The 24,935-nt window shown below is 74.5% G+C and carries 24 protein-coding genes; 10 read left to right on the forward strand and 14 right to left on the reverse strand.

Annotation, left to right across the window (positions count from 1 at the left end; translation table 11 throughout):
• Positions 1-117: 117 nt before the first annotated feature.
• Entirely contained in the window at positions 118-1,419 is a 1,302-nt protein-coding gene (locus tag C593_RS30185; RefSeq protein ID WP_018849467.1) for an MFS transporter, read from the forward strand.
• Between the two features lie 337 nt (positions 1,420-1,756).
• On the opposite strand, the gene C593_RS0121945 is transcribed toward C593_RS30185, so the two are convergent.
• On the reverse strand, positions 1,757-2,524 hold the full coding sequence (locus C593_RS0121945) for a TetR/AcrR family transcriptional regulator (protein WP_018849468.1): 768 nt from the start codon (positions 2,522-2,524) through the stop codon (positions 1,757-1,759).
• A 152-nt stretch (positions 2,525-2,676) separates the two neighbouring features.
• Between C593_RS0121945 and C593_RS0121950 the strand changes: the two genes are divergently transcribed.
• Positions 2,677-3,156 (forward strand): nitroreductase/quinone reductase family protein, encoded by a 480-nt coding sequence (locus tag C593_RS0121950; protein WP_018849469.1) that lies wholly within the window; start codon positions 2,677-2,679, stop codon positions 3,154-3,156.
• A 258-nt stretch (positions 3,157-3,414) separates the two neighbouring features.
• Here C593_RS0121950 and C593_RS0121955 read toward each other — a convergent pair whose 3' ends face one another.
• Positions 3,415-4,857: a geranylgeranyl reductase family protein gene (locus C593_RS0121955; RefSeq protein ID WP_018849470.1), complete on the reverse strand. Its 1,443-nt coding sequence runs from the start codon at positions 4,855-4,857 to the stop codon at positions 3,415-3,417.
• 122 nt (positions 4,858-4,979) lie between these two features.
• On the opposite strand from C593_RS0121955, the gene C593_RS0121960 reads away from it, so the two are divergent.
• On the forward strand, positions 4,980-6,344 hold the full coding sequence (locus tag C593_RS0121960) for a dipeptidase (RefSeq protein WP_018849471.1): 1,365 nt from the start codon (positions 4,980-4,982) through the stop codon (positions 6,342-6,344).
• Between the two features lie 114 nt (positions 6,345-6,458).
• Here C593_RS0121960 and C593_RS0121965 read toward each other — a convergent pair whose 3' ends face one another.
• Positions 6,459-7,496: an NUDIX domain-containing protein gene (locus tag C593_RS0121965; RefSeq protein WP_018849472.1), complete on the reverse strand. Its 1,038-nt coding sequence runs from the start codon at positions 7,494-7,496 to the stop codon at positions 6,459-6,461.
• A gap of 209 nt (positions 7,497-7,705) precedes the next feature.
• Between C593_RS0121965 and C593_RS0121970 the strand changes: the two genes are divergently transcribed.
• Positions 7,706-7,885, forward strand: a complete 180-nt coding sequence (locus C593_RS0121970) for a hypothetical protein (RefSeq protein ID WP_018849473.1) — start codon at positions 7,706-7,708, stop codon at positions 7,883-7,885.
• Between the two features lie 55 nt (positions 7,886-7,940).
• Here C593_RS0121970 and C593_RS0121975 read toward each other — a convergent pair whose 3' ends face one another.
• Positions 7,941-8,891, reverse strand: a complete 951-nt coding sequence (locus C593_RS0121975; protein WP_018849474.1) for an ROK family protein — start codon at positions 8,889-8,891, stop codon at positions 7,941-7,943.
• Between the two features lie 148 nt (positions 8,892-9,039).
• Here C593_RS0121975 and C593_RS0121980 point away from each other — a divergent pair, with 148 nt between their 5' ends.
• Positions 9,040-10,098 carry a LacI family DNA-binding transcriptional regulator gene (locus C593_RS0121980; protein ID WP_018849475.1) on the forward strand — a complete coding sequence of 353 codons (1,059 nt, stop codon included), beginning with the start codon at positions 9,040-9,042 and terminating at the stop codon, positions 10,096-10,098.
• Positions 10,099-10,584: 486 nt separating this feature from the next.
• Here the strand turns inward: C593_RS0121980 and C593_RS0121985 are convergent, their stop codons facing one another.
• The 5 genes from C593_RS0121985 to C593_RS0122005 form a co-directional block, all read right to left on the reverse strand.
• Positions 10,585-11,877, reverse strand: a complete 1,293-nt coding sequence (locus tag C593_RS0121985) for a DUF6986 family protein (protein WP_026277949.1) — start codon at positions 11,875-11,877, stop codon at positions 10,585-10,587.
• A 186-nt stretch (positions 11,878-12,063) separates the two neighbouring features.
• Positions 12,064-13,026, reverse strand: a complete 963-nt coding sequence (locus C593_RS0121990) for an electron transfer flavoprotein subunit alpha/FixB family protein (RefSeq protein ID WP_018849477.1) — start codon at positions 13,024-13,026, stop codon at positions 12,064-12,066.
• 58 nt (positions 13,027-13,084) lie between these two features.
• Entirely contained in the window at positions 13,085-13,870 is a 786-nt protein-coding gene (locus tag C593_RS0121995; RefSeq protein ID WP_026277950.1) for an electron transfer flavoprotein subunit beta/FixA family protein, read from the reverse strand.
• Positions 13,871-14,047: 177 nt separating this feature from the next.
• A complete protein-coding gene (locus C593_RS0122000) occupies positions 14,048-14,665 on the reverse strand; it encodes a flavin reductase family protein (RefSeq protein ID WP_018849479.1) in 618 nt (205 codons plus the stop codon).
• A 241-nt stretch (positions 14,666-14,906) separates the two neighbouring features.
• Positions 14,907-15,260 carry a thioredoxin family protein gene (locus tag C593_RS0122005; protein WP_018849480.1) on the reverse strand — a complete coding sequence of 118 codons (354 nt, stop codon included), beginning with the start codon at positions 15,258-15,260 and terminating at the stop codon, positions 14,907-14,909.
• 256 nt (positions 15,261-15,516) lie between these two features.
• Between C593_RS0122005 and C593_RS0122010 the strand changes: the two genes are divergently transcribed.
• Positions 15,517-16,239, forward strand: coding sequence for a lysophospholipid acyltransferase family protein (locus tag C593_RS0122010; protein WP_018849481.1), 723 nt, complete (start codon positions 15,517-15,519; stop codon positions 16,237-16,239).
• A 153-nt stretch (positions 16,240-16,392) separates the two neighbouring features.
• On the opposite strand, the gene C593_RS0122015 is transcribed toward C593_RS0122010, so the two are convergent.
• The 4 genes from C593_RS0122015 to C593_RS0122030 form a co-directional block, all read right to left on the reverse strand.
• The gene (locus tag C593_RS0122015; protein WP_018849482.1) at positions 16,393-17,091 is read right to left on the reverse strand and encodes a phenylalanine--tRNA ligase beta subunit-related protein; all 699 of its coding nucleotides are present in this window, start codon (positions 17,089-17,091) and stop codon (positions 16,393-16,395) included.
• Between the two features lie 165 nt (positions 17,092-17,256).
• The gene (locus C593_RS0122020; protein ID WP_026277953.1) at positions 17,257-18,318 is read right to left on the reverse strand and encodes a threonine aldolase family protein; all 1,062 of its coding nucleotides are present in this window, start codon (positions 18,316-18,318) and stop codon (positions 17,257-17,259) included.
• A complete protein-coding gene (locus C593_RS0122025; protein WP_026277954.1) occupies positions 18,315-19,070 on the reverse strand; it encodes an SDR family NAD(P)-dependent oxidoreductase in 756 nt (251 codons plus the stop codon). The genes C593_RS0122020 and C593_RS0122025 overlap by 4 nt, the downstream gene beginning before the upstream one ends.
• Before the next feature lie 26 nt (positions 19,071-19,096).
• Positions 19,097-20,503 (reverse strand): DUF6421 family protein, encoded by a 1,407-nt coding sequence (locus C593_RS0122030; RefSeq protein WP_026277955.1) that lies wholly within the window; start codon positions 20,501-20,503, stop codon positions 19,097-19,099.
• Positions 20,504-20,802: 299 nt separating this feature from the next.
• Here C593_RS0122030 and C593_RS0122035 point away from each other — a divergent pair, with 299 nt between their 5' ends.
• Positions 20,803-21,486: a glycerophosphodiester phosphodiesterase family protein gene (locus tag C593_RS0122035; RefSeq protein WP_078521767.1), complete on the forward strand. Its 684-nt coding sequence runs from the start codon at positions 20,803-20,805 to the stop codon at positions 21,484-21,486.
• Positions 21,487-21,620: 134 nt separating this feature from the next.
• On the opposite strand, the gene C593_RS0122040 is transcribed toward C593_RS0122035, so the two are convergent.
• The gene (locus C593_RS0122040) at positions 21,621-22,190 is read right to left on the reverse strand and encodes a GNAT family N-acetyltransferase (protein WP_018849487.1); all 570 of its coding nucleotides are present in this window, start codon (positions 22,188-22,190) and stop codon (positions 21,621-21,623) included.
• A gap of 334 nt (positions 22,191-22,524) precedes the next feature.
• On the opposite strand from C593_RS0122040, the gene C593_RS0122045 reads away from it, so the two are divergent.
• The 3 genes from C593_RS0122045 (at position 22,525) to C593_RS0122055 (ending at position 24,913) form a co-directional block, all read left to right on the forward strand.
• A complete protein-coding gene (locus C593_RS0122045) occupies positions 22,525-23,091 on the forward strand; it encodes a DUF5134 domain-containing protein (RefSeq protein WP_026277956.1) in 567 nt (188 codons plus the stop codon).
• A gap of 141 nt (positions 23,092-23,232) precedes the next feature.
• Complete coding sequence (locus tag C593_RS0122050; RefSeq protein ID WP_026277957.1) at positions 23,233-24,171, forward strand: M56 family metallopeptidase; 939 nt, start codon at positions 23,233-23,235, stop codon at positions 24,169-24,171.
• 34 nt (positions 24,172-24,205) lie between these two features.
• Positions 24,206-24,913: a phosphatase PAP2 family protein gene (locus C593_RS0122055; protein WP_018849490.1), complete on the forward strand. Its 708-nt coding sequence runs from the start codon at positions 24,206-24,208 to the stop codon at positions 24,911-24,913.
• The last annotated feature ends 22 nt before the right edge of the window (positions 24,914-24,935 follow it).

A 24,935-nucleotide genomic window follows, 5' to 3' on the forward strand; every position in this document is an offset into this window, starting at 1 on the left:
ACACGTCGGACGAGGCGGGCGCCGGGTCACGGGAGCGGGGCGGGAACGCGCGCGGCGACGCCCGGGCGCTGTGCGGCCGTGTTGTACAGGAGGGCACCGGGCCCCTATCCTGACTTTGTGCCGCTTCTGAACAAACTCCGTCCGGCCGTTCCGGGAGGCCCCGGTGGAGACCCCGCCGCCGCCTCCCTGCCTCGTGTCCGCACCGCTCTCACCCTCTTCTTCGCCCTCGACGGCTTCCTGTTCGCCGGCTGGGTCGTACGCATCCCCGCGATCAAGCAGCAGACGGGGGCGTCCGCGAGCGATCTCGGCCTCGCGCTGCTCGGCGTCTCCGCCGGCGCGGTCGTCACCATGATGCTCACCGGCCGCCTGTGCCGCCGGTACGGCAGCCGCGCGGTCACCGTGGGGAGCGCGGTCCTGCTGTCGCTGAGCATGGCCCTGCCGCCGCTGACGGGCTCGGCCCTCGCCCTCGGCCTGGTGCTGCTGGCTTTCGGCGCCGCGTACGGCGGCATCAACGTCAGCATGAACAGCGTGGCGGTCGACCTGGTCGCGGCGATGCGACGGCCCGTCATGCCCGGCTTCCACGCGGCGTTCAGCCTGGGCGGGATGCTCGGCGCGGGCCTCGGCGGCCTGGTCGCGGCCGGCCTCTCCCCCACGGCGCACCTGGTGGGCCTGACCGTCGTCGGGCTGCTGGTCACCGCCGTCGCCGCGCCGGCACTGCTGTCCGGGCCCGCACCGGCCGCTGCGAGCGCCTCCGATTCCACGGGGACCGCCGCGCGGTCCGCCCCGGCGCGGCTCACCGGGCGGACGCGGCGACTGGTGGTCCTGTTCGGCCTGATCGCCCTGTGCACCGCCTACGGCGAGGGCGCGATGGCCGACTGGAGCGCCCTGCACCTGGAGCAGGACCTGCACGCGCACCCCGGCGTCGCCGCCGCGGGCTACTCGCTCTTCGCCCTGGCCATGACCGCCGGGCGGTTGAGCGGCACTCTGCTGCTGGAACGCCTCGGCCAGACCCGCACGCTGGTGGCGGGCGGGGCCACGGCCGCGGCCGGGATGCTGCTCGGCGCCCTCGCGCCCACGGTGGGGCTGGCGCTGACCGGCTTCGCGGTGGCCGGTCTCGGACTCGCCAACATCTTCCCGGTCGCGGTCGGGCGGGCCGGCGAACTGGCCGGCCCGAGCGGGGTCGCCGCCGCGTCCACCCTCGGCTACGGCGGCATGCTCCTCGGTCCGCCCGCGATCGGCTTCCTGGCGGACTGGTTCTCCCTGCCGACCGCGCTGACCACGGTGGCAGTGCTCGCGGGAGCGGCGGCGGTGATCGCGTACGGGGCGCGCCACGCATCCGCCCCGGACCGCGCGGCGGACACGCCGGCCCCGGCCGCGGCCTCCTCGGGCGAGCGCACCCGCGCGACGACCGCTCCCTGACGAGAGCGAGGGGCGCGGCCGGGCCGCACGAACGGCCCTGACCGGCGCGGGCACCGGCCCGCGCCACTCCGATCGCCGGGCGCGGGGCGGGCGTGGGCGACCGGCCTGCCGCGTGCATCGCCGGGCAGCGCGGCCCCGGCCGGACGGACGGACGACGACAGGGCATCCCGGCCGACGCCCCGACCCCCGGGCGCACGGGCGGGTGGACGGGCGTGCCCCTCCTCCCTGCCGCCACGCCGGACGGAGCGGCGGACGGGGCGCGTCGGCCCGGCGTGGCGGTCGCGCCCGCTCCTCGCGGAGCAGGGCGGGGCGCAGTGGCACCCGGTCGGCGGCCGGGTCACGACCGGGCGGCGGGCTCCCCGCGCAGGCCGACCTCGGCGGCGATCCGGCGGGCGTTGTGCCGGAAGAAGACCTCGCCGTCCTCGACGAGCCGGTTGAACTGGCCGAAGACCTCGAAGGAGATGAGCCCGAAGAGCTGCGCCCAGGCCGCGACGAGCGCGGCCGCGACCGCAGGCGGCAGTTCCGGGGCGATGTCCTCGGCGATGCGGCGCGCCTCGCCCTGCAGGGGCTCGGGGAGCGGCGGGAGGGCGAGGCCCTCGGTCCGGTGGGCGTCCCGCGCGATGCCGATCAGCACCATGCCGACGCGGGCGGCCGGGCCGACGGTGTCCGTCGGCGCGGTGTAGCCGGGCACCGGGGAACCGTAGATGAGCGCGTACTCATGGGGGTGGGCCACGGCCCAGGCGCGGACGGCCGCGGCGACAGCGACCCAGCGGGCCACCTGACGGCCGTGCGGCGCGGTGGGTCCGGGGCGGCGGGGGCCGCCCTCGCGTCCGGGGCCGGCCGGGTACGCCTCGTCCGGCGCGGCCGCGGCCTCGGCCGCCGCTCCCACCGCGTCGAAGGCGTCGATGATCAGCGCGGTGAGCAGGTCGTCGCGGCTGGGGAAGTAGCGGTAGAGCGCGGAGGAGACCATGCCGAGTTCGCGGGCGACGGCACGGAGAGAGAGCTTGGCGGCTCCCTCGGCGGCGAGCTGCCGGCGCGCCTCGTCCTTGATGGCCGTGGTGATCTCGGTTCGGGCCCGCTGCCTGGCCCCGTGAGCGGTCGTCATGGCGAGACAGTCTGTCACGATTCGGAGCACCGATCCAAAACGAGAGCACTGCTCTTGCTTTGGTGCACCGCTCTCGTGCACACTGTTCTCAAGCGAGAGCAGTGCTCTCGGTTTTCTCCGCCAGCTCTTTCGCCCTCGGATCGGGGTCAGCTATGTCCACGCCACAGCCGCAGCCCACCCCTCAGCAGAAGCCGTACTACCTCAAAGGCAGCCCCCTCGACGTCCGGCTGAACAGACTCGTCGGGCGGCTCGCCCGCCACGGCATCAGCCTGATGGGCACGGCCGAGATGTCGGTGCGCGGCCGCAAGAGCGGCACCATGCAGCGCATCCCCGTGAACCAGCACAGCTATGAGGGCGTCCCCTACCTGGTCTCCGCCCGGGGCCACTCGCAGTGGGTCCGCAATATGCGCGTCGCGGGCGGCGGGGAGCTGCGGGTCGGCCGCAAGGCGCGCACCTTCACCGCGGTCGAGATCGGTGACGACGAGAAGGTCCCCGTGCTCCGCGCCTACCTGGAGAAGTGGGGCTGGGAGGTCAACCCGTACTTCAAGGGCGTGACGGCCGCCTCGACCGACGCCGAGTTGCGGGCCGCGGCCCCCGACCACCCGGTGTTCCGCATCACGGTCACCGGGTGACCCACCGACCCCGGGACCGGGCCCGGGTCCTGTCCCGGCAGCGGAGGCGGGCCCCGCGCCCGACCGACGCGGCCCTGTTCCGGCGGGCCCGGGCCCCGCACCCGGCGGAATCCCGGCCCGGCCGACCGACCCGGGCCCGTTCCGGCGGACCCCGACTACGCCCCGCACCCGCGCTGCTTCCCGGGCCCGGGCACCACGCGGGCCGGCCCCGGCCCGACCCGTCCCTGCGGGCCGGCCGCAGGGACGGGTCGGGCCCCGCTACTTCCGCCGCTCCAGGGCGTCCAGCGCCCGCCGCGCCAGCGGGTGGCTCCGGAAAAGACCGGCCAGCGTCGTCGTACCGCGCGTGATGTCGGTGAACGCGGTCCACGCGGGCCGGAATCCGGTGAGAACCGCGTGCAGCAGCCCCGGCCGGCGCTCGAAGACCGCGAGCATCCGCCGGCCGACCGCCATCTCGACGCCCAGGCCCGCCTTGATCGCGAAGGCGTAGTTGAGCGCCTGCCGGCGGGCGTCGACCGCGTCGTGCGACTCCGCGATACGGACCGCCCACTCCCCCGCCAGCCGCCCGGAACGCAGGGCGAAGGAGATGCCCTCCCGCGTCCACGGCTCCAGCAGCCCCGCCGCGTCGCCGCAGACCAGGACCCGGCCGCGGGAGAGCGGCGAGTCGTCGCTGCGGCACCGGGTGAGGTGGCCGGAGGAGATGTCCGGTTCGAACCCGGCGAGGCCGAGCCGCGCGATGAAGTCCTCCAGATACCGCTTGGTGGCCGCGCCCTCGCCGCGCGCCGAGATCACGCCCACCGTGAGGGTGCGCCCCTTGGGGAAGACCCAGCCGTAACTGCCCGGCATCGGGCCCCAGTCGATGAGCACCCGGCCCGCCCAGTCCTCGGCGACCGTCTCCGGGACCGGGATCTCCGCCTCCAGGCCCAGGTCGACCTGGTCCATCCGGACGCCGACGTGTGCGCCTATGCGGCCGGCACTGCCGTCCGCCCCCACGACGGCCCGCGCCAGGACCGTCTCCTCGGCGCGCTCGGCGGCCCCGGCCCCCGTCAGGGAGAGCACCACGGCGACCGTGCGGCGGTCCGGTACCGCGGGGCCGTGCTGCTCCACCCGGGAGACGGTGACCCCGGTGCGCACCACGGCGCCTGCCTTCTCCGCGTGCTCGACGAGCCGGGCGTCGAACTCGGGGCGGTTGATGAGCCCGAAGAGCATCCGGCGGGAACGCCGGGTGCGGGCGAGGCGGCCGCCCAGGGAGAAGGTGACAGCGTGGACCCGGTCCTGGAGCGGCAGTTCGAAGCCGGGCGGCAGGCTGTCCCGGGAGGGGCCGATGATGCCGCCGCCGCAGGTCTTGTAGCGGGGCAGTTCGGCCTTCTCCAGGAGGAGGACCCGGCGGCCGCTCACAGCCGCCGCGTACGCGGCGGAGGCGCCGGCCGGGCCCGCGCCGACCACGACGACGTCCCACACCGTGCTGTCGTCACGCTCGCCGCGCTCCTCGCGGCCGTCACGCTCGTCTGCCGCCGCCGCGTCGGCGGCGTCCTCTCCGGCCGTGTCCGCGCCCGTGGCCCCTGCGCCGGTTGCCTCCGCGCCGGTGGCCCCTGCGCCGGGGGCGCCCTCTTCCGTGGCGCCCTCTCCGGTTGCGTCCGCTCCGGTGGCGTCGTTCTCGCTGCTCACGATGTACTTCTGCTCCCGATCCGACCCATGGCCCATGCATCTCGTCCGCGTCTGGTCCGCATCCTACGGCGCGGGTTCCCGCTGACCGCTGTGGGAGGATCGACCACACGTTCACCCCCCGTACCCCGCACAACGTCGCACCCACAAGGAGCGTGCCCATGACCGCGAATCCGATCGCCGAGACCGTCGCCTCGCTGATGCCCCGCGCCCGCGCGGAGCTCGCCGAGCTGGTGGCCTTCGAGTCGGTGGCGGACGAGGCGGTGGCCCCCCGCAGCGAGTGCGAGGCGGCCGCGAACTGGGTGGCGGACGCCCTGCGCGCGGAGGGCTTCGAGGACGTGGCGCTGCTCGACACCCCGGACGGTTCGCAGTCGGTGTACGGCGTGCTGCCCGGCCCGGCGGGGGCGCCGGTGGTGCTGCTGTACGCGCACTACGACGTGCAGCCGAAGCTGGACGAGTCGGCCTGGCTGAGCCCGCCCTTCGAGCTGACCGAGCGGGACGGCCGCTGGTACGGGCGCGGCGCGGCCGACTGCAAGGGCGGCTTCGTCATGCATCTGCTGGCGCTGCGCGCGCTGAAGGCGAACGGCGGTGTCCCGGTCACGGTCAAGGTGATCGTGGAGGGTTCCGAGGAGCAGGGCACCGGCGGCCTGGAGCGGTACGCGCAGGCCCACCCGGAGCTGCTGGCCGCCGACGCGATCGTGATCGGCGACACCGGGAACTTCCGGGTCGGGCTGCCGACGGTGACGGCGACCCTGCGCGGGATGACGATGATCCGTGTGCGCATCGACACCCTGGAGGGCAACCTGCACTCCGGCCAGTTCGGCGGCGCGGCGCCCGACGCTCTGGCGGCCCTGATCCGGGTGCTGGACTCGCTGCGCGCCGAGGACGGCTCCACCGTGATCGACGGCCTCCCCGCGCAGGCCGAGTGGGACGGACTGCAGTACGACGAGGCCGAGTTCCGCGGGGACGCGCGGGTGCTGGACGGGGTCGGCCTGCCCGGGAACGGCACCGTCGCGGACCGGATCTGGGCGCGGCCGGCGGTGACCGTGGTCGGCATCGACTGCCACCCGGTGGCCGGCGCGACCCCGTCGATCCCGGCGAGCGCGCGGGCCCAGATCAGCCTGCGGGTGCCGCCGGGCCAGGACGCGGCCGAGGCCACCGGGCTGCTGTTCGCGCACATCGAGAAGCACACGCCGTGGAACGCGCGGGTGACGCTGGAACAGGTGGGCCAGGGCCAGCCGTTCCGGGCGGACGTGACGAGCCCGGCGTACACCTCGATGGCGGAGGCGATGCGGGTGGCGTACCCGGGCGAGGAGATGCAGACCTCCGGCATGGGCGGCTCGATCCCGCTGTGCAGCACCCTGGCCGCGCTGTACCCGGAGGCGGAGGTCCTGCTCATCGGCCTGAGCGAGCCGGAGGCGCAGATCCATGCGGTGAACGAGAGCGTGTCGCCCGAGGAGCTGGAGCGCATGTCGGTCGCCGAGGCGCTCTTCCTGGCCAACTACGCGCGCTCCAAGTCCGCCTGACCCCCCGTCGCGCCCGGAAGCAGAACAGGGCCGGGGAACGGGGCCGGGGCGCTTCCGCCTCCCGGGCCGCCGGACTGCTGTCCCCCGGCCCCGGGACCCGGCCCCGGGCCGCCGTCAGCCGCCGACCGGGACGCCCGCCTCCAGGTTGAGCACCGTGCCCCGTTCCCGTGCCCGCAGCGCCCACCGCAGGCGCGCGAAGCGGCCGGGGGACAGCAGTCCGGCGGCCTCCTCCTCGCCGACGAACCGCCAGGCGCGCAGCTCCTGCCCGGGCAGCCGGATCCGGTCCGCCTCGGCGGCCGGCAGGCGGCCCCCGTCGAAGATGAGGCGCAGCCCGCCGAAGCGGGGGGTGCGGGGCGGCTCCCAGTCGACGACGAGCAGCCGCGGTGCGGCCGGCAGCCGGAGGCCGAGTTCCTCGGCGACCTCGCGCGTCCCGGCGCGGGCCGGGGGCTCGCCCGGTTCCACGACACCGCCGGGGAACTCCCAGCCGGGCTTGTAGGTGGGGTCGACCAGAAGGACGCGGTCCCGCTCGTCGAAGAGGAGGACGCCCGCGGCGACGGTCTCGGCGGTGGGGGCGGGGGTCTGGACGATCTGGCAGGCGGCGGCGTCCCCGCTGCCGACGGCGTCCGCGACCCGGCGGGCGGCCTCCCGGGCGTCGACGCGGCCGTTGTCGACCACGTAGGCGTCGGCGGTGAGCCAGGGCAGGGCGGCACGGTACGGCTCGATGTGGTCGTACGACCACTGGCGCACGCGCTGTTCCCCGTCGGGGGTGCCGGGGACCTCCCGGGCGGCGATCCGTGCACGCAGGATCGTTTCATCAGGTGCCAGGAGCACATGCCGGACCGGTATGCGGCAGGCGGCGAGCCCGCCGAAGATCTCGTCGCGGTACTCCTGGCGCAGCAGGGTCATCGGGACGACGAGCACCCCGCCCACCTCGGCGAGCAGGGCGGTGGCGGTGCTCACGACCAGGCGCCGCCAGATCGGCAGGTCCTGGAAGTCGGAGACCTCGCCGAGGCTCTTCGCGGGCAGCAGGTGCCTCAGGCCCGCGCCGACGACCTCGGGGTCGAACAACGTGCTGTTCGGGATCAGATCGATCAGTTCGCGCGCGGTGCTGGTCTTGCCCGCTCCGAATGAACCATTGATCCAGACGATCACGGGTCCCCCTCTTCCGTAGCCCGTAGTGGATTGCCCGCAACACCCTGCCACGGAAACGTCCGCCCACAACCGGTTGGCCGGTCCGTCGCCGAACTGTGGCCGGGCGGGCGCCGGCCCGCCGGGACCCGGCCACGATCCACCGGACGGCGCGGGCCCGTGACACCTGGCCCGCGCCGTCGTTGGAGCGGAAGGAGACAAGGGGGTGCGCAATGCGCCGCACGGTGTTGGAGAAGTTCCCCGCAGGGGATCCGCGGGGCAGCTGGCATGCCGAGGAGTACGCCCGGCACCGCCGGGACGAGGGCCTGCCCGCGGAGGTGGTGATGGACCTGGAGTCCGACGCGTTCCTGGTGGTCGTCCCCCAGCAGCAGTCCCTGGACCGCCCCTGGTGACGGGCCGGGGCGGCCCGGGAAGGGCCGGGGAAGGCCGGAGCCGTCTCCCGTCCGGCTACGCCGTCGTCGGCTCCGGCCGGCGGCCCAGGAGCGCGGCCGCCGCCGCGCCCACCAGGCCCGCGTCGGTGCCCGTCCGGGCCGGGGCGACCCTGACGCGGCGGACGAAGGAGAGCGTGGCGTAGTCGCCGAGGGCGCGCCGCAGCGGGCCGAACAGCACCTCGCCCGCACCGGCGACACCTCCGCCGACCACCGCGATGTCGATCTCGACCAGTGTGGCCGTCGCCGCGATTCCCGCCGCGAGGGCCTGGGCGGCCCGTTCGAAGGAAGCGACGGCGACCGGGTCGCCCGCGCGGGCCGCGGCGGCCACCGCCGCGGCCGTGGTGTCGCCGTCCGGACCGGGCCGCCAGCCGCCCTCCAGCGCCCGGCGGGCGATGTTCGGGCCGCTGGCGATGCGCTCGACGCAGCCGCGCGACCCGCACGGGCACAGGTCGCCGTCCAGGTCGACGCTGATGTGGCCGATGTGGCCCGCGTTGCCCGTGGGTCCGGCGTGCAGCCGGCCGTCGAGCACCAGACCGCCGCCGACGCCCGTGGAGACCACCATGCACAGCGCGTTGTCGAAGCCGCGGGCGGCGCCGCGCCAGTGCTCGGCCGCCGTGATCGCCACGCCGTCCCCGACCAGTTCCACCGGCAGCCCGCCGGCGCTCTCCGCGACCCGGGCGACCAGCGGGAAGCCGCGCCAGCCGGGGACGTTGACCGGGCTGACCGTGCCCGCCGAGCGGTCCACCGGCCCGGCGCTGCCGATACCGACGGCCCGGACCCCGGGCCAGAGCGGGGAGGCGGCGAGCTCTCCGAGGACACCGTCGACGGCGGCCATCACGCGCTCGGCGCCCTCGGTCGCCGGGGTCGGCCGCTGGGCGCGGTGCAGCAGCGTCCCGTCACCGTCCACCAGCGCTCCGGCGATCTTGGTGCCGCCGATGTCGAGCGCGGCGACGAGGCTGGTGTGCATCGGTGTGCGATCCCCCGGGACGTGTGTCGGACCTGCGGCCGGATACCAGTCTTCCCTGCCTTGACAACGTTGTCCAGGCCCTATGCCCGACGCCACACCTTCCCATACGATCGGACGCGACCGCCCGTCCCCGGACAGAAGGCACAGCGTGGCCGACACGACCCGACCCCTGCCCGCCCCGGGGAGCCGCCGGGCCCCCGAACCGCGGTACGGCAACCGGCCGACGATGAAGGACGTGGCGGCACGCGCCGGGGTCGGCCTCAAGACCGTGTCCCGGGTGGTGAACGGGGAGCCGGGCGTCACTCCGGACACCGAGCGCCGGGTCCAGGAGGCGATCGAGTCCCTCGGGTTCCGCCGCAACGACAGCGCACGGGTGCTGCGGAAGGGGCGCACGGCCTCCATCGGCCTGGTCCTGGAGGATCTGGCCGACCCGTTCTACGGCCCGCTGAGCCGGGCCGTGGAGGAGGTGGCCCGGGCCCACGGGGCGCTCCTCATCAACGGGTCGAGCGCCGAGGACGCGGGCCGTGAGCAGGAGTTGGTCCTCGCACTGTGCGCGCGCCGGGTGGACGGTCTGATCGTCATTCCGGCCGGCCACGACCACCGCTATCTGGAGCCGGAGATCCGGGCGGGGGTGGCCACCGTGTTCGTGGACCGGCCCGCGGGGCGGATCGACGCGGACGCGGTGCTGTCGGACAGCTCGGGAGGCGCGCGGGCGGGCACGGCGCATCTGATCGCGCACGGGCACCGGCGCATCGCGTTCATCGGCGACCAGCCGCGGATCCACACGGCGGCGGAGCGGCTGAGCGGCTACCGCGCGGCGATGGCGGACGCGGGACTGCCCATCGACGACGCGTGGGTCTCGCTGGGCTCGACCGCGCCGGAGCGGGTGCGGGAGGCGCTGTCGGCGATGCTGTCCGCGCCGGAGCCGGTGACGGCGATCCTGGCGGGCAACAACCGGGTGACGGTCACGGTGGTGCGCCACCTGGCCGCACACCCGGAGCCGGTGGCGCTGGTCGGCTTCGACGACATCGAGCTGGCGGATCTGCTCGGCATCACGGTCATCGCCCAGGACGCGGCGGCCCTGGGCCGCACGGCGGCGGAACGCCTCTTCCGCCGCCTGGACGGGGCAGGCGGGGCGCCGGCCCGGGTGACGCTGGAGACGGTGCTGATCCCTCGCGGGTCGGGCGAGATACCCCCGCCGGCCTGACGCGGCCGCGCACGGGCGCGGCGGGGACGGGGCCCAGGGCGGGCCGCGCCGGCCTCGCCCGGGGTGTGGGCCCGGGCCCACGTCCCCCCGGAGCACCGGCCGGTGCGCGTCGGAGCCCGGTCACCGCGGACCGGGCCGGGCACTCACCCCGGGCGGCAGCCGAGCACTCGTGCCGGGGAGCGCGTGCGCTCTGCGGCCGCGCCCGGCGCTCACCCCGAGCCCAGGCGGCGGGCGCCCGAGCCTGCGAGCCTCTTCCGCCCGAACCGGGCCCGGCGCTCGCGCGGGGCCGCCCGAGGCCGGGCGGCCGGGCACGGGAGTCCGTGCAACCCGGCCAGGGCCCGGCGTTCGCCCCGTTCCGGGTCGGCGAGCGGGCCGAAGGGCGCGCGGGTGCCGAAAGGGAGGCCGCGCGCAGGCGCCGAGGGACGAGGTGCCGAGCACGGCCGGCCGCCGGCATCCGCTGAAAGCGCCCGGAGGCGAACCGAGCCCCTAGATACCAGCAGTCAGGTCGCCCCGGCGTGGTGCGGCGAACCCGTGGAGGTCGGCGCGGGTGAGGCCCGTGAGGCGGGCGACCTCGGCGGTGTCGAGGGCGCCGCAGTCGATGCCGCGCAGCAGGTAGGAGCTGAGGGCCTTGGCGGTGGCGGGCTCGTCCATCACGTCGCCGCCCGCGCGGTTGGCGTACGCGGCGAGGCGGGCGGCCGCCTGGGCGAAGCCCTCGCGGTAGAAGGCGAAGACGGCGGCGTACCGGGTGGGCAGGTGGCCGGGGTGCATGTCCCAGCCCTGGTAGTAGGCGCGGGCGAGGGCGCGGCGGGTGAGTCCGTAGTGGAGGCGCCAGGCGTCGTGGACCTGCTCGGTGGGGCCGACGGGCAGGACGTTGGTGGAGCCGTCGGAGACACGGACGCCGGTCCCGGCGGCGGCGACCTGCATGACCGCCTTGGCATGGTCGGCGGCGGGGTGGTCGCTTGCCTGGTGGGCGGCGCTGACGCCGAGGCAGGCGCTGTAGTCGAAGGTGCCGTAGTGGAGGCCGGTGGCCCGGCCCTCGGCGGCGTCGATCATGCGGGCGACGGTGGCGGTGCCGTCGGGTCCCAGGATGGACTGGCTGGTCTCGATCTGGATCTCGAAGCCGATCCGGCCGGCCGGGAGCCCCCGCGCCTTCTCGAACTCTTCGAGGAGGCGCACCATCGCGGTGACCTGTTCGGCGTAGGTGACCTTGGGGAGGGTGAGGACGAGGCCGTCCGGGAGGCCGCCGGCGTCCATCAGGCCGGTGAGGAAGACGTCGAGGGTGCGGATGCCGCGGTCGCGGACGGCGGCCTCCATGCACTTCATGCGGATGCCCATGTACGGGGCGGAGGTGCCCTGTTCGAAGGCCGCGGAGATCAGGCGGGCGGCGCGGGCGGCGTCGGTGTCCTCGTCGCGGCCGGTGTAGCCGTCCTCGAAGTCGACGCGGAGGTCCTCGACGGGTTCGCGTTCGAGTTTGGCGCGGACCCGGGTGTAGACCGGCTCGGCGAGCTCCTCGGAGAGGCCGAGGACCCGGGCGAGGGCGGCGGGGTCGGGGGCGTGCTCGTCGAGGGCGGCGAGAGCGGCGTCACCCCAGGCGCGGATCGTTTCGGCGGCGTAGGCGTCGCCGGGCACGTAGACGGTGTGGACGGGCTGGCGGGTGCCCGGGTCCCCCGGGTACCGGCGGGCGAGTTCGGCGTCCACCGTCGCGAGGGAGGCGCCGATTCCCTCGCCGACCGCGCCGGCCAGGCTCGTCGCCACCTTCTCCTGCTGCCCCATTCCCACACCTTCCGCTACCCGTCCGGTCCGTGCCGCGTGCGCGTGCTCGCGCCGCGCCTTTCCGCATCACGGATTCAACATTCTGTTGAACGAAAGTATTACGCGGCCGTGAGCTGCGTCAATGGTGCGCCGGACGCGGCAGGGGCCGCACGGTGGAAGCACCGTGCGGCCCCTGGGCGGGAGGTGGAGCGGTCAGCCCTTGCGGGACTTGACCTCCTCGGTGAGCTGCGGGACGACCTGGAAGAGGTCGCCGACCACGCCGTAGTCGACCAGATCGAAGATCGGGGCCTCGGCGTCCTTGTTGACGGCCACGATGGTCTTCGAGGTCTGCATACCGGCGCGGTGCTGGATCGCGCCGGAGATGCCGGAGGCGATGTACAGCTGCGGCGACACCGACTTGCCGGTCTGGCCGACCTGGTTGGTGTGCGGGTACCAGCCGGCGTCCACGGCGGCGCGGGAGGCGCCGACGGCCGCGCCGAGGGAGTCGGCGAGGGCCTCGATGATCGCGAAGTTCTCCGCGCCGTTGACACCGCGGCCACCGGAGACCACGATCGCGGCCTCGGTCAGCTCGGGGCGGCCGGTCGACTCGCGCGGGGTGCGGGAGACGACCCTGGTGCCGGTGGCCTGGTCGGAGAAGGACACGTTCAGGGCCTCGACGGCGCCGGCCGCCGGCGCGGCCTCCACGGCGGCCGAGTTCGGCTTGACCGTGATGACCGGGGTGCCCTTGGTGATGCGGGACTTGGTGGTGAAGGAGGCCGCGAACGCGGACTGGGTCGCGACCGGGCCCTCGTCGCCGGCCTCCAGGTCGACGGCGTCGGTGATGATGCCGGAGCCGATGCGGACCGCGAGGCGGGCGGCGATCTCCTTGCCCTCGGCGGAGGACGGCACCAGGACGGCGGCCGGGGACACGGCGTCGTAGGCGGCCTGGAGGGCGTCGACCTTCGGGACGACCAGGTAGTCGGCGAACTCCGGGGCGTCGGCGGTCAGGACCTTGACGGCGCCGTGCTCGGCGAGCGCGGCGGTGGTGTCGGCGGCACCCGCGCCGAGCGCGACGGCGACCGGCTCGCCGATGCGGCGGGCCAGGGTCAGCAGCTCCAGGGTGGGCTTGCGGACGGCACCGTCCACGTGGTCGACGTAGACGAGAACTTCAGCCATGGGACTTCTTCTCTCCTGCTTGCGAAGTGCGAAGGGGGCGTTGGGGGTGGCCGAAGCCTCAGATGAACTTCTGGCCCGCGAGGAACTCCGCGAGCTGCTTGCCGCCCTCGCCCTCGTCCTTGACGATCGTGCCGGCGGTGCGCGCCGGGCGCTCCGCGGCGGAGTCGACCTTGGTCCAGGCGCCCTCGAGGCCGACCTCGTCCGCCTCGATCTCCAGGTCCTCCAGGTCCAGGGACTCCACCGGCTTCTTCTTGGCGGCCATGATGCCCTTGAAGGACGGGTAGCGGGCCTCGCCCGACTGGTCCGTCACGGAGACGACGGCCGGGAGGGCGGCCTCGAGCTGCTCGCTGGCGGTGTCGCCGTCGCGGCGGCCCTTGACGGTGCCGTCCTCGACGGAGACCTCGGACAGCAGGGTGACCTGCGGGACGCCCAGGCGCTCGGCCAGGATCGCCGGAAGGACGCCCATGACGCCGTCGGTGGAGGCCATACCGGCGATGACCAGGTCGTAGCCGGTCTTCTCGATCGCCTTGGCCAGCACCAGCGAGGTGCCGATGACGTCGGTGCCGTGGAGGTCGTCGTCCTCGACGTGGACGGCCTTGTCGGCGCCCATGGAGAGCGCCTTGCGGAGCGCGTCCTTGGCGTCCTCGGGGCCGACGGTGAGCACGGTGACCTCGGCGTCGTCGGCCTCCTCCGCGATCTGGAGCGCCTGCTCGACCGCGTACTCGTCCAGCTCCGACAGCAGGCCGTCGACGTCGTCGCGGTCGACGGTCAGGTCATCGGCGAAGTGCCGGTCGCCGGTGGCGTCGGGCACGTACTTCACACAGACAACGATCCTCAGGCTCACGCCGGCTCTCCTACTGCATCGTCTCTATTGGAAATGCCTTGTGAACGCAGCATAGGCGTCCGAAGGGGCGGATCCCGGTCGGGGCGGGCCTGCGCTCCGACCAAAATATTACTCGCCAGTACACCCACAGCGTTCCCGCTAAGCAAGCGCTTTGCACTGTGACCTTGACAACGGTCGTCAGGACGGTTCACGCAGACCCGTGAAGCGCCCCTCGTGGTAGACGAGCGGACGCCCGCCGCCCCCGTGCTCCCCCGCCGTGACCTCGGCTATCAGCACCCGGTGGCCGCCCGCGGGCACCCGGGCGACCACGCGGCAGACCAGCCGGGCGAGCACCCCGTCGAGCAGCGGCACGCCCTCGGGGCCGGGGCCCCAGCAGGTCGGCGGGGCGAAGCGGTCGGCCCCGGAGCGGGCGAAGGTGGCCGCGAGGGCGGCCTGGTGCTCGGCGAGCAGATGCACGCCCACGTACTCGGCCTCCGCGAGGACGGGCCAGCTGGAGGAACCGGTGCCGGCACCGAAGGAGACCAGGGGCGGGTCGGCGGAGACGGAGGTGAGGGAGGTGGCGGTGAACCCGACCGGTTTCGCGCCCGGTCCGGCACCCCGGGCCGTGATCACCGCCACACCGGCCGCATGGCCGCGGAAGACCGAGCGCAGCAGGTCGGGGGTGCCGGGCAGCAGGGCGCCGGGCGCCACTCGCTGCGGGACGACGGCGGCGGGGGCGCCATCGGCGCCGGGGAGGCGGGGCGGGGACGCGGAGACGGCACGCGCGGGGGCGCCCAGGCCGGTCGGTGCGGTCATGGCGGAGTCCTTCTGCTTCGGTGCGGACGCTGCGGCCACTGCTAGTCGGCGTGTGCGACAGCGGGACAGAGGGCGCTCGCGACCCGGGCGAGGTCGACATGGGCCCGCCCGTGGAGAAGGATTTCCTGGTGCACGTGATCAGCCTGGCGATCGTTGCGGTGTGCGGTCAAGCGCGCACGGGGATGTGGGACCAACCTCACGGACCGGCGCCCCCTGCGGGCCCCGCCCGCCTCACGGGCCGTCACACCGCCCTGCCCAGCGCGGCGATGACGTCGGCGGTACGCGGCGCGCCGGCGGCCCGGGTCACGATGTGCCCGGCGGCGTCGAGGACCAGGACGGTGGGGGTGCGGTCGATGCCGAGCCGGCGGACCAGCGGGAGGCTCGCCTCGGCGTCGATCTCGACGTGGGCGACGCCGCCGACCATGCCGGCGACCGTGGCGAGGGTGCGGCGGGTGGCCCGGCAGGGCTGGCAGAAGGCGGTGGAGAACTGCACCAGGGTGGCCCGCTTCCCGAGTGCCGTCCCGAGATCGGCGGCTTCCAGGCGTGTCCCGCGCGATGTCCCGCCCGCCCCGCCCGCCGCACTGCCGTTCCGCACCTCTGCGCCCCTTTCGTCTCCCCCGGAACCGTGCCCGGCTTCCGCACGTTGGCAACACACGAGAGGCGGTGCGCGATTCCCGGGCCGGGTGTGACCCGGTGACGGCGGAACGTGACGAGAATCTCGCCCACCGGGGGCCCAGGGGCTGGTCACCCGGCCGCTCATGGGGCACGATCGGCCCGATGCCGAAAACCTACGGCTGCGTAACTTACACCGGGAGACCCCTCCCCGGGCACGACGAAAGGGTCCTCCCCCCATGGCAGAGCTCGTCTATCGACCGGTCGTCGGCGCCGCCCTCGGTATGTTCAAGGCGCTGGACCTGAAGATCGACACTCAGGGGTCCGAGCACATCCCCAGGACCGGGGGCGCCGTCCTGGTGAGCAATCACATCGGCTATCTGGACTTCATCTTCACGGGTCTCGCGGCGCTGCCGCAGAAGCGGCTGGTCCGCTTCATGGCGAAGGAGTCGGTGTTCCGGCACAAGGTATCCGGGCCGCTGATGCGCGGGATGAAGCACATCCCCGTGGACCGCAAGCAGGGCGAGGCCGCCTACCGGCACGCGCTGGACGCGCTGCGCTCGGGCGAGATCGTCGGCGTCTTCCCGGAGGCGACGATCTCCCAGTCGTTCACCCTGAAGTCCTTCAAGTCGGGGGCCGCGCGGCTCGCCCAGGAGGCGGGCGTACCGCTGATCCCGATGGCGCTGTGGGGCACCCAGCGGCTGTGGACCAAGGGCCGCCCCCGCAACTTCAAGCGCTCCCACATCCCGGTGACGATCCGGGTGGGCGAGCCCGTCGAGGCCCCCTCGGACCAGTACGCGGGGGCGATCACCCGGCGGCTGCGCGAGCGGGTGCAGGAGCTGCTGGAGGCCGCGCAGCGGGCGTACCCCGTGCGGCCGAAGGACGCCGCCGACACCTGGTGGGTTCCGGCGCACCTCGGGGGCACGGCGCCGACGCCGGCCGAGGTCCGCGAGACCCACTGAACCGGGGCCACGGGGGCCGGGCACGACACGACGAGCCCGGCGACGCGCCCGCGAGGGCCTGGCACGACGCGAACAGGTCCGGCGACGGGCCCGCGCGGACCGGGCACGATGCGACGGGCCCGCGCGGCCTTGGGGCAGCCCCCCGCGGCCGTCTCAGGACTCCGGCGCGTGCAGGACGATCCGCACCCCGGGGCTCAGCTTCTCCAGGTGTCCGGCCAGCTCCTCGGCCGCGGTGACCAGTGCGCCGGGCCCGGTCGCCGGCGCCATGCCCTCCAGCAGGAAGAGCGCATTCACCGACTCCTCGGTGAGGCGGGTGCGGACGCCCTGGCGCCAGTTCCAGCGGCGGCAGGTCACACCCTCCCCGTCGCACCAGACGACCTCGCCCGGCTCCGGGTGCTCCACCGTCTCCTGACCGCCGGCGACGGTGACGAACGGTTCGTCCCCGGTGGCGCGCGCCAGGCGCATACCGCCCGTGATGCGGTCGGCGTCCTCGCCGCCGACCGGGATCAGATGGGCGACGCTGACCGCGTTGTAGGCGTCGACCAGCGTGTTGACGCGGGGCAGTCCGCCGTCCGCCAAAGCCCGGCGGGCCAGCGCCTCCGCGGAGTTGCGGGTGCGCGAGGGCTTGGCGCCGAAGGCGGTGTACGCCTCGCGCCAGGCGGCCATGTGCGGGTCCTCGTGCGGGGCGCGCCCGGCGAGGCGTGCGGCGAGCCGGCGGGCCGCGTCGTCCAGGAGGGCCGAGCTGTCGGCGTTGCTCGGCCCGGCGGCGAGGCCGTGGGCCTCGACGGCGACGTGGACGAATCCGGGCGCGAGGGCTCGCACCTCGTCGGAGACGGTCAGGGTGAGGGACATCGGGTGGGGTCCGCCGTTCGGATCTCGGAGGGCGCGGTGACACCGCGAAACGCGGTGTCCTGAACGGTACCGGACAGTGCACTCCATTGCACTCCCCCGGGTGCCCCCACAACGCGAACGCGCCCGCCCGGAGGGGCGGGCGCGTCGCACCGGAGCCGGCTCCGCTCAGCGGGCCGTCTCCTCCTTGAGGGCCTGAACGAAGGCGTCCACGTCGTCCTCGCGGGTGTCGAAGGAGCACATCCACCGGACGTCGCCGGCCGCCTCGTCCCAGAAGTAGAAGCGGAAGCGCTGCTGGAGCCGGCGGCTCACCTCCTGCGGGAGGCGGGCGAAGACGGCGTTGGCCTGGACGGGGTGGAGGATCTCCACGCCGTCCACGTCGCGGACCCCCGCCTCCAGCCGGCGGGCCATCTCGTTGGCGTGGCGGGCGTTGCGCAGCCAGAGGTCCTTGGCGAGCAGCGCCTCGAACTGCACGGAGACGAAGCGCATCTTGGAGGCGAGCTGCATCGACAGCTTCCGCAGGTGCTTCATATGGCTGACGGCGTCCGGGTTGAGGACGACGACGGCCTCGCCGAAGAGCATGCCGTTCTTGGTGCCGCCGAAGCTGAGGACGTCGACGCCGGCCGCGTTGGTGAAGGCCCGCATGGGGACGTCGAGGGAGGCGGCGGCGTTGGCTATCCGGGCGCCGTCGAGGTGCACCTTCATCCCGAGGGAGTGGGCGTGCTCGGTGATCGCGCGGATCTCGTCCACCGTGTAGACGGTGCCCAGCTCGGTGTTCTGGGTGATGGAGACGACCTGGGGCATGGCCCGGTGCTCGTCGTCCCAGCCCCACGCCTGCCGGTCGATCAGCTCGGGGGTGAGCTTGCCGTCCGGGGTGGGCACCGTGAGCAGCTTGAGGCCGCCCATCCGCTCCGGCGCACCGCCCTCGTCCACGTTGATGTGCGCGGACTCGGCGCAGACCACGGCTCCCCAGCGGTCGGTCATGGCCTGGAGGGCGGTCACGTTCGCGCCGGTGCCGTTGAAGACCGGGAACGCCTCGGCGGTGGGGCCGAAGTGGCTGTGCATGATCCGCTGGAGGTGGCCGGTGTACTCGTCCTCGCCGTAGGAGACCTGGTCGCCGCCGTTGGCGAGGGCGAGGGCGGCGAGGATCTCCGGGTGGGCGCCGGCGTAGTTGTCGCTGGCGAAGCCGCGCACCTCGGGGTCGTGGTGGCGTCGGGCGTCGGTCTTCACGGGGCGGGCGTCAGCCACAGGCGCTGTCCATTCAGTTCCTCGGCGGGCCGGTCCCACACTCCGGCGATGGCGTCGGCCAGTTCCGTCACGTCGGTGAAGCCCGCGAACTTCGCGTTCGGTCGCTCGGCGCGCATGGCGTCGTGCACCAGCGCCTTGACGACCAGGATGGCAGCCGCCGCGCCGGGGCCGTCCTCGCCCCCCGCCTTGCGGAAGGAGTCGGCGACGGCCAGGGTCCACGCCTCGGCGGCCGCCTTGGCCGCCGCGTAGGCCGCGTTGCCCGCGGTGGGCTTGCCGGCGCCGGCCGCGCTGATGAGCACCAGCCGGCCGCGGTCGCTGCGCAGCAGGCTGTCGTGGAAGGCGAGGCTGGTGTTCTGCAGGGTGCGGATCAGCAGCTTCTCCAGCAGCGCCCAGTCGGACGGGGCGGTCTCGGTGAAGCGGGAGCTGCCGCGCCAGCCGCCGACCAGGTGGACCAGGCCGTCGATCCGCCCGAACTCCTTCTCGGTTCGGTCGGCCCAGTCGCGTGTGGCGGCGAGGTCGAGCAGGTCGACGGTGTCGCCGGTGACGGTCGCACCGCCGTGCGCGTACCGGGCCGCGTCCACGGCCTCGGCGAGGCGCTGCGCGTCCGCGTCGGCCGCCACCACGGTCGCGCCGGCCTCGGCGAGCCGCAGCAGGGCGGCGCGCCCGGCGGGCCCGCCCGCTCCGGCCACCGCGACCACCGCGCCGTCGAGCGCCCCGCCAGCGTTCCTGTCCATGGTCGTCGCCTCCTGGGTCGTCGAGGTCACGCGGCAGCTCCGGAAGACTGCCCTGCGGAAGCCGCGGTGATGCCCCGGGTCGAGGCGATCACGTTCTTCAGCTTCTTGGACAGCGCCTCATAGAACATGCTCAGCGGAAACTCGTCCGGAAGCACGTCGTCCACGAGCTTGCGCGGCGGCTGGGAGAGGTCCAGGGCGTCCGGGCCCTTGGCCCAGCGGCTGCCGGGGTGGGGAGCGAGGTAGGTGGAGACCAGGTCGTAGGCGGCGAACCAGTGGACCAGCTTGGGGCGGTCGATCCCGTCGCGGTAGAGGGTCTCGATCTCGGCGCAGAGCTGGTTGGTGACCTGCGGCGCCCGCTCCCAGTCGATCTTCAGGGTGTTGTCGGTCCAGCGGACCACGTCGTGCTTGTGCAGGTAGGCGAAGAGGAGCTGGCCGCCGAGGCCGTCGTAGTTGCGCACGCGGTCACCGGAGACCGGGAAGCGGAACATCCGGTCGAAGAGCACGGCGTACTGGACGTCGCGGCCGTGCGCGTTGCCCTCGGCCTCCAGCTTCACGGCCTCCTTGAAGGCGGTGAGGTCGCAGCGCAGCTCCTCCAGGCCGTACATCCAGAACGGCTGGCGCTGCTTGATCATGAACGGGTCGAACGGCAGGTCGCCGTGGCTGTGGGTGCGGTCGTGGACCATGTCCCAGAGCACGAACGCCTTCTCGCAGCGCTCCTGGTCGCCGACCATCTCGCGGATGTCGTCGGGCAGTTCCAGGCCGAGGACGCGCACGGCCTCCTCGGTGACGGCGCGGAAGCGGGCAGCCTCGCGGTCGCAGAAGATGCCGCCCCAGGTGAAGCGCTCGGGGGCCTCGCGCACGGCGATGGTCTCGGGGAAGAGGACGGCCGAGTTGGTGTCGTAGCCGGCCGTGAAGTCCTCGAAGGCGATGCCGCAGAAGAGGGGGTTGTCGTAGCGGGTGCGCTCCAGCTCGGCCAGCCAGTCGGGCCAGACCATGCGCAGGACGACGGCCTCCAGATTGCGGTCCGGGTTGCCGTTCTGCGTGTACATCGGGAAGACGACGAGGTGCTGGAGGCCGTCGCGGCGGTCGGCCGCGGGCTGGAAGGCGAGCAGCGAGTCCAGGAAGTCGGGGACCTCGAAGCCGCCGGCGGCCCAGGCGCGCAGGTCCTTCACGAGGGCGGTGTGGTAGGCGGCGTCGTGCGGCAGCAGGGGGGACAGGGCCTCGACGGCCCCGACGACGCGGGCGACGGCGGCCTCGGCGGCGGCGCGTTGCGGAGCGCCCTCCGCCGTGAAGTCGATCGAGCCGTCCTTGGACTGCCAGGGCCGGATCTCCTCGACGGCCGTCTTGAGCGCCGGCCAGGCCGGGTGGGCGACCACGCGCTCACCCTGGATCACGGCCGCCTCTGTGGCGTCCTGCACAAGAATTTCCGTCATGTCACTTCCTTCACGGGAGAACCTCGCGTCAAGACACCGTATCCATCAGTAGTTCCGACAGACAAGAGGCCGACTCGCAAATTATCCTGCGCAACCCCCATGATCGCAGAAGTATTTTCGGTGAGCTGCGTCATAACGAGCCCGTTGAGGGTTCACCTGCCGGAATCGGGGCAAGCGAGCGGCCGCGGCCCGCGGAGCGCCTCTTCCGGACACCCCGCGCAGGACCGGTCACAGGGCGTCATGCGAGGGCTAGGCTGAGTGGTCGCGCGGGAGCCGCCGTCGACGGAAGCGGGAGAACCTTGACTTTCCTCACCATCGGTCATCGCGGGGTCATGGGCGTCGAGCCGGAGAACACACTGCGGTCCTTCGTCCGGGCCGAACGCAGCGGTATGGACGTCATCGAGCTGGACCTGCACCTGACCAAGGACGGCGCCCTCGCCGTCATGCACGACGCCGACGTCGACCGGACCACCGACGGTCACGGCCCCATCGCCGGGAAGACCCTCGACGAGCTGCGCAGGCTGGACGCGGGCGGGGGCGAGCGCGTCCCGGTCTTCGAGGAGGTCCTCGACGCCGTCGCCGCCCCTCTCCAGGCCGAGATCAAGGACGTGGCGGCGGCCCGTGCCCTGGCCGAGGTCATGAAGAGCCGCGATCTGGTGCCGCGGGTGGAGGTCTCCTCCTTCCACGACGAGGCCGTGGCGGAGATCGCGGCCCTGGTGCCCGGGGTGCGCACCGTGCTGATCGCGAGCCGCTGGGGCACGGACATCACGGACCGGGCGAAGGCCGTGGGCGCGGCCGGTCTGGCGCTCAACATCCGCCGGCTGACCCTGGAGACGGTGGAGCGGGCCCGCGAGGAGGGGCTGAGCGTCATCGGCTGGGTGGTCAACACCCAGGAGCACCTGCGCCTGGTCCGCGCCCTCGAACTGGACGGCGCGACCACGGACTTCCCCGACATCCGGCGCACGGGCCGGTTCACGGCCTGAGGCGGCGGCGCGCACCGGCCGGTTCACGGCCTGATACGGCGCCGCGCACCGGCCGGTGGGCGGCCTGAGGCGGCGGCGCGCACGGGCCGGTTCAGCGCTGACGCGGCGGCGGCCGGGCAGCCGCCCCGGGCGGGTCAGCTCCGCGGCGGAGCCAGGTCCTTGACCAGCAGCTCAAAGGCGAGGTCGTCCCGCTGCGGGATGCCGAAGCGCTCGTCGCCGTACGGGAAGGGGCTGAGCTTCCCGGTGCGGCGGTAGCCCCGGCGCTCGTACCAGGCGATCAGCTCCTCGCGGACCGTGATCACCGTCATGTGCATCTCGCGCACGCCCCAGTCCGCGACCACCCGGCGTTCGGCCTCCGCGATGATCTCGCGGCCCAGACCCGCACCCTGGAGCCCCGGCCGGACCGCGAACATGCCGAAGTAGGCGGCGTCGCCGCGGTGTTCGAGCTGGCAGCAGGCGACCGCCCCGCCGTCGCGCTCCACCAGGAGCATCCGGCTGCCGGGGGTGGTGACGACCGCGAGCACGCCCTCCGGGTCGGTGCGCTGCCCGCCCAGGATGTCCGCCTCGGTGGTCCAGCCCGCGCGGCTCGCGTCACCCCGGTACGCCGACTCGATCAGCGGGACGAGGACGGGGACGTCCTCGGCGACGGCGTCGCGGTAGACGAGTTGGCCGCGGACGGGGGTCGTGGCGGTGTCCGTGTCCATGGGCGGCTCCGTTCGTCTGCGGGCGAGGGTGCGGGTGCGGAGGTCGACGCGTGCGGGTGCGTGCGGCCCGGCCCGGGCTCCCAGGTGCCCGACGAGACTAACGCGCCCCGCACCGGCCGCCGGAAGGGGTGCGCGCGATGCGGCCGGGAGAGGGCGGCGGCCACCCGTGGGACGGGGGGCGGCGGGCGTGCGCCCGGTGGCGCTCCCCGCCGCGCCTCCCCGTACGCCCGCTGCACGCCCGTGCGCTCGTGTGGACGGGCGGCGGCGGGGCATCGCTGTCTCGACGCCGCCGGCGAGGGCCGCCGGGGGCCGGGAGCCGTCGAGAGGGGTGCGTGTGCACGGGCCGACGATCTCCGGCTGGCTGCTGATGACCCTGTGCCTGGGGACCGGCGCGTACTGCCTGGCCCGGATGCGGGACTGCCGCGGCGAGGCCCGGGAGTCCGCCGGGGGCGAGGCGCTGATGGCCTTCGGGATGGCCGCGATGGCCGTGCCGGCGGCGGTGCTCGCCCCGGCGCCCTGGCAGGGGCCCGCGTACGCGGCCGTGTTCGGCGCCGCCGGGCTGCGGGTGCTGTGGACGCTGCGGCGGGGCGGGCGCCCGGCGGGCCATCTGCACCATCTGGTGGGCTGCCTGGCGATGGTGCACATGGCGCTCGCCATGGCCGGACCGGGCGGGGGCGGCGGCCACCCGGCGCACGAGGGAGCCGCGGCGGCGCCCCTCGTCACGGCGGTGCTGCTCGTCTACTTCACGGTGTACGTGCTGCGGGCGGGCGCCCGGCTGGTCCCGGCCGCCGCGGGCACCCCGCCCGGCGGGGCAGCGGCCCGGCACGGGGGCGGGGAGCCGGCGGCGGCCTGCCGGCTGGCGATGGCGACGGGGATGCTGGCGATGCTCCTGACGCTCTGAGGAACCCGCCCCCGGGCCGGCCGGCCCGGGGGCCTTTCGCGCCCGGCCGTGCCCTTGCCGTGCCCGCGCCGCAAACGTGGCGTGCGTCACTTGCGGCGCCATCCCGTACCCGTGGGTACTCCGCGCTCATAGGCTGGGAGCATGATGGTCTCGCTCGCGCTGCTGCTGCTCGGCGCCGTGGCCGCCGTCGTCGCCCCCCGGCTGATGATGCGCGCCGACTGGGCGGAGCGCGAGCCCGTGGTGGCCCTCTGGTTCTGGCAGTGCGTGGTCGCCGCCGTCCTCATCTCCTTCACCCTCTCGATGACCTTCAGCGCCGCCGCGGCCTGGCAGCTGGTGCGCGGCCACGTCTTCGCCCCCGCCCCGCACGGCGTCGTCGAGGCGTACGCCCTGAGCGCCGACAACCCCTGGTCGGCCGTGCTCGCGGTGGTGCTCGCCTGCGGCGGTCTGTGGACGCTCGCGATGCTGACCCGGGAGATCGCCCGGGCCCGCCGGCGCAAGCGGCAGCGGCGCAAGGACCTGCTGGTGCGCGCGCCGCTGATGCCCGGCGAGGAGCCCGGTGACGCGCCGCTGGTGGTGCTGGAGGGCGAGCGCCCGGACGCCTGGTGGCTGCCCGGCACCGCGCCGCAGCTGGTGGTCACCACGGCCGCGCTGCGCCGGCTGAAGGGCCGCCAGCTCGACGCGGTCCTCGCTCATGAGCAGGGCCACGCCAACGCCCGGCACGACTGGCTGCTGAACTGCTCGGCCGCGCTCGCGGGCGGCTTTCCGCAGATCCCGGTGTTCGCCGCGTTCCGCGACGAGATGCACCGGCTGGTGGAGCTGGCCGCCGACGATGTCGCCTCGCGCCGCTTCGGACGGCTGACGATCGCCCTGGCGCTCGTCGAACTCAACGAGGAGCGCGGGGTGTTCGACCCCTGCGCCACACCGCACGACGCACAGGTGCCGCAGCGGGTGAACCGGCTGCTGAGCCCGGTGCCGCGGCTCACCGCCGGGCGGCGGCTGCGGCTGACCGCGGCGGCCGCGCTGGTACCCGTGGTTCCGCTGCTCGTGGCCTTCGTTCCGGGTCTGCGCGCGCTGGGTTAGCGTAGCCGCGCCGCGAGGGGCAAGGATCGTGACCATGCCCTCCCCTCACCACGGCCCGGCCCCCGTACTCCCCCCGCCGCCCGCTCCCCCGAGCCGCGCCGCCGCCGTCACCGCGGCGGGCTGTCTGGCCGCCGCCGCGGTGCTGACCGTGCTCGTCGCCGTCGCGTGGCAGCCGCTGCTGGGTTTCGACCGCGAGGTGGCCGGGGCGCTGCACCGCTCGGCGGTCGCCAAGCCGGGACTCGCCCGGGCCAGCCGGATCATGACCGACTGGTTCTGGGACCCCTGGGCGTTCCGGCTGCTGATCGCGGCCATGGCGGTGTGGCTGTGGGTCCGGGGCGAGCGGCGGCTCGCCGTCTGGGTGGCCGTGGCCACCGTGGTGGGGGCGGCGGTGTCCCAGGGGCTCAAGACCCTGGTGGGTCGAGAGCGGCCCCAGTGGCCCGATCCGGTCGACTCGGCGCACTACGCGGCCTATCCGTCCGGGCACGCCCTGACCGCGGTGCTGGGCTGCTGCCTGCTGCTGTGGGTGGCGGTGCGCAGGGGGGCGCGGGGGGCGGTGCTCGCCTGGGGGGCGGGGCTCGCGGTGGTCAGTGTGCTCGGGGTGGGGTTCACGCGCGTCTACCTGGGGGTGCACTGGGCGTCCGACGTCCTCGCCGGCTGGCTGCTGGGGGCCCTGGTGGCGGCTCTGACGGTCCTCGCGTACGAGCGGATGCCGGTGGGGCGCGGCCGCCCGCGGCGGCGCTGAGCCCGGACCGGGCGATCCCCCG

This window comes from Streptomyces sp. CNT372, from assembly GCF_000377145.1.

Coding starts and splice junctions, on each gene's coding strand:
- C593_RS0121945 (WP_018849468.1), bottom strand. CDS start 2,524: ATGACGACCGCTCACGGGGCCAGGCAGCGGGCCCGAACCGAGATCACC.
- C593_RS0121950 (WP_018849469.1), top strand. CDS start 2,677: ATGTCCACGCCACAGCCGCAGCCCACCCCTCAGCAGAAGCCGTACTAC.
- C593_RS0121955 (WP_018849470.1), bottom strand. CDS start 4,857: ATGGGCCATGGGTCGGATCGGGAGCAGAAGTACATCGTGAGCAGCGAG.
- C593_RS0121960 (WP_018849471.1), top strand. CDS start 4,980: ATGACCGCGAATCCGATCGCCGAGACCGTCGCCTCGCTGATGCCCCGC.
- C593_RS0121970 (WP_018849473.1), top strand. CDS start 7,706: ATGCGCCGCACGGTGTTGGAGAAGTTCCCCGCAGGGGATCCGCGGGGC.
- C593_RS0121975 (WP_018849474.1), bottom strand. CDS start 8,891: ATGCACACCAGCCTCGTCGCCGCGCTCGACATCGGCGGCACCAAGATC.
- C593_RS0121990 (WP_018849477.1), bottom strand. CDS start 13,026: ATGGCTGAAGTTCTCGTCTACGTCGACCACGTGGACGGTGCCGTCCGC.
- C593_RS0122000 (WP_018849479.1), bottom strand. CDS start 14,665: ATGACCGCACCGACCGGCCTGGGCGCCCCCGCGCGTGCCGTCTCCGCG.
- C593_RS0122010 (WP_018849481.1), top strand. CDS start 15,517: ATGGCAGAGCTCGTCTATCGACCGGTCGTCGGCGCCGCCCTCGGTATG.
- C593_RS0122015 (WP_018849482.1), bottom strand. CDS start 17,091: ATGTCCCTCACCCTGACCGTCTCCGACGAGGTGCGAGCCCTCGCGCCC.
- C593_RS0122025 (WP_026277954.1), bottom strand. CDS start 19,070: ATGGACAGGAACGCTGGCGGGGCGCTCGACGGCGCGGTGGTCGCGGTG.
- C593_RS0122030 (WP_026277955.1), bottom strand. CDS start 20,503: ATGACGGAAATTCTTGTGCAGGACGCCACAGAGGCGGCCGTGATCCAG.
- C593_RS0122040 (WP_018849487.1), bottom strand. CDS start 22,190: ATGGACACGGACACCGCCACGACCCCCGTCCGCGGCCAACTCGTCTAC.
- C593_RS0122050 (WP_026277957.1), top strand. CDS start 23,233: ATGATGGTCTCGCTCGCGCTGCTGCTGCTCGGCGCCGTGGCCGCCGTC.
- C593_RS0122055 (WP_018849490.1), top strand. CDS start 24,206: ATGCCCTCCCCTCACCACGGCCCGGCCCCCGTACTCCCCCCGCCGCCC.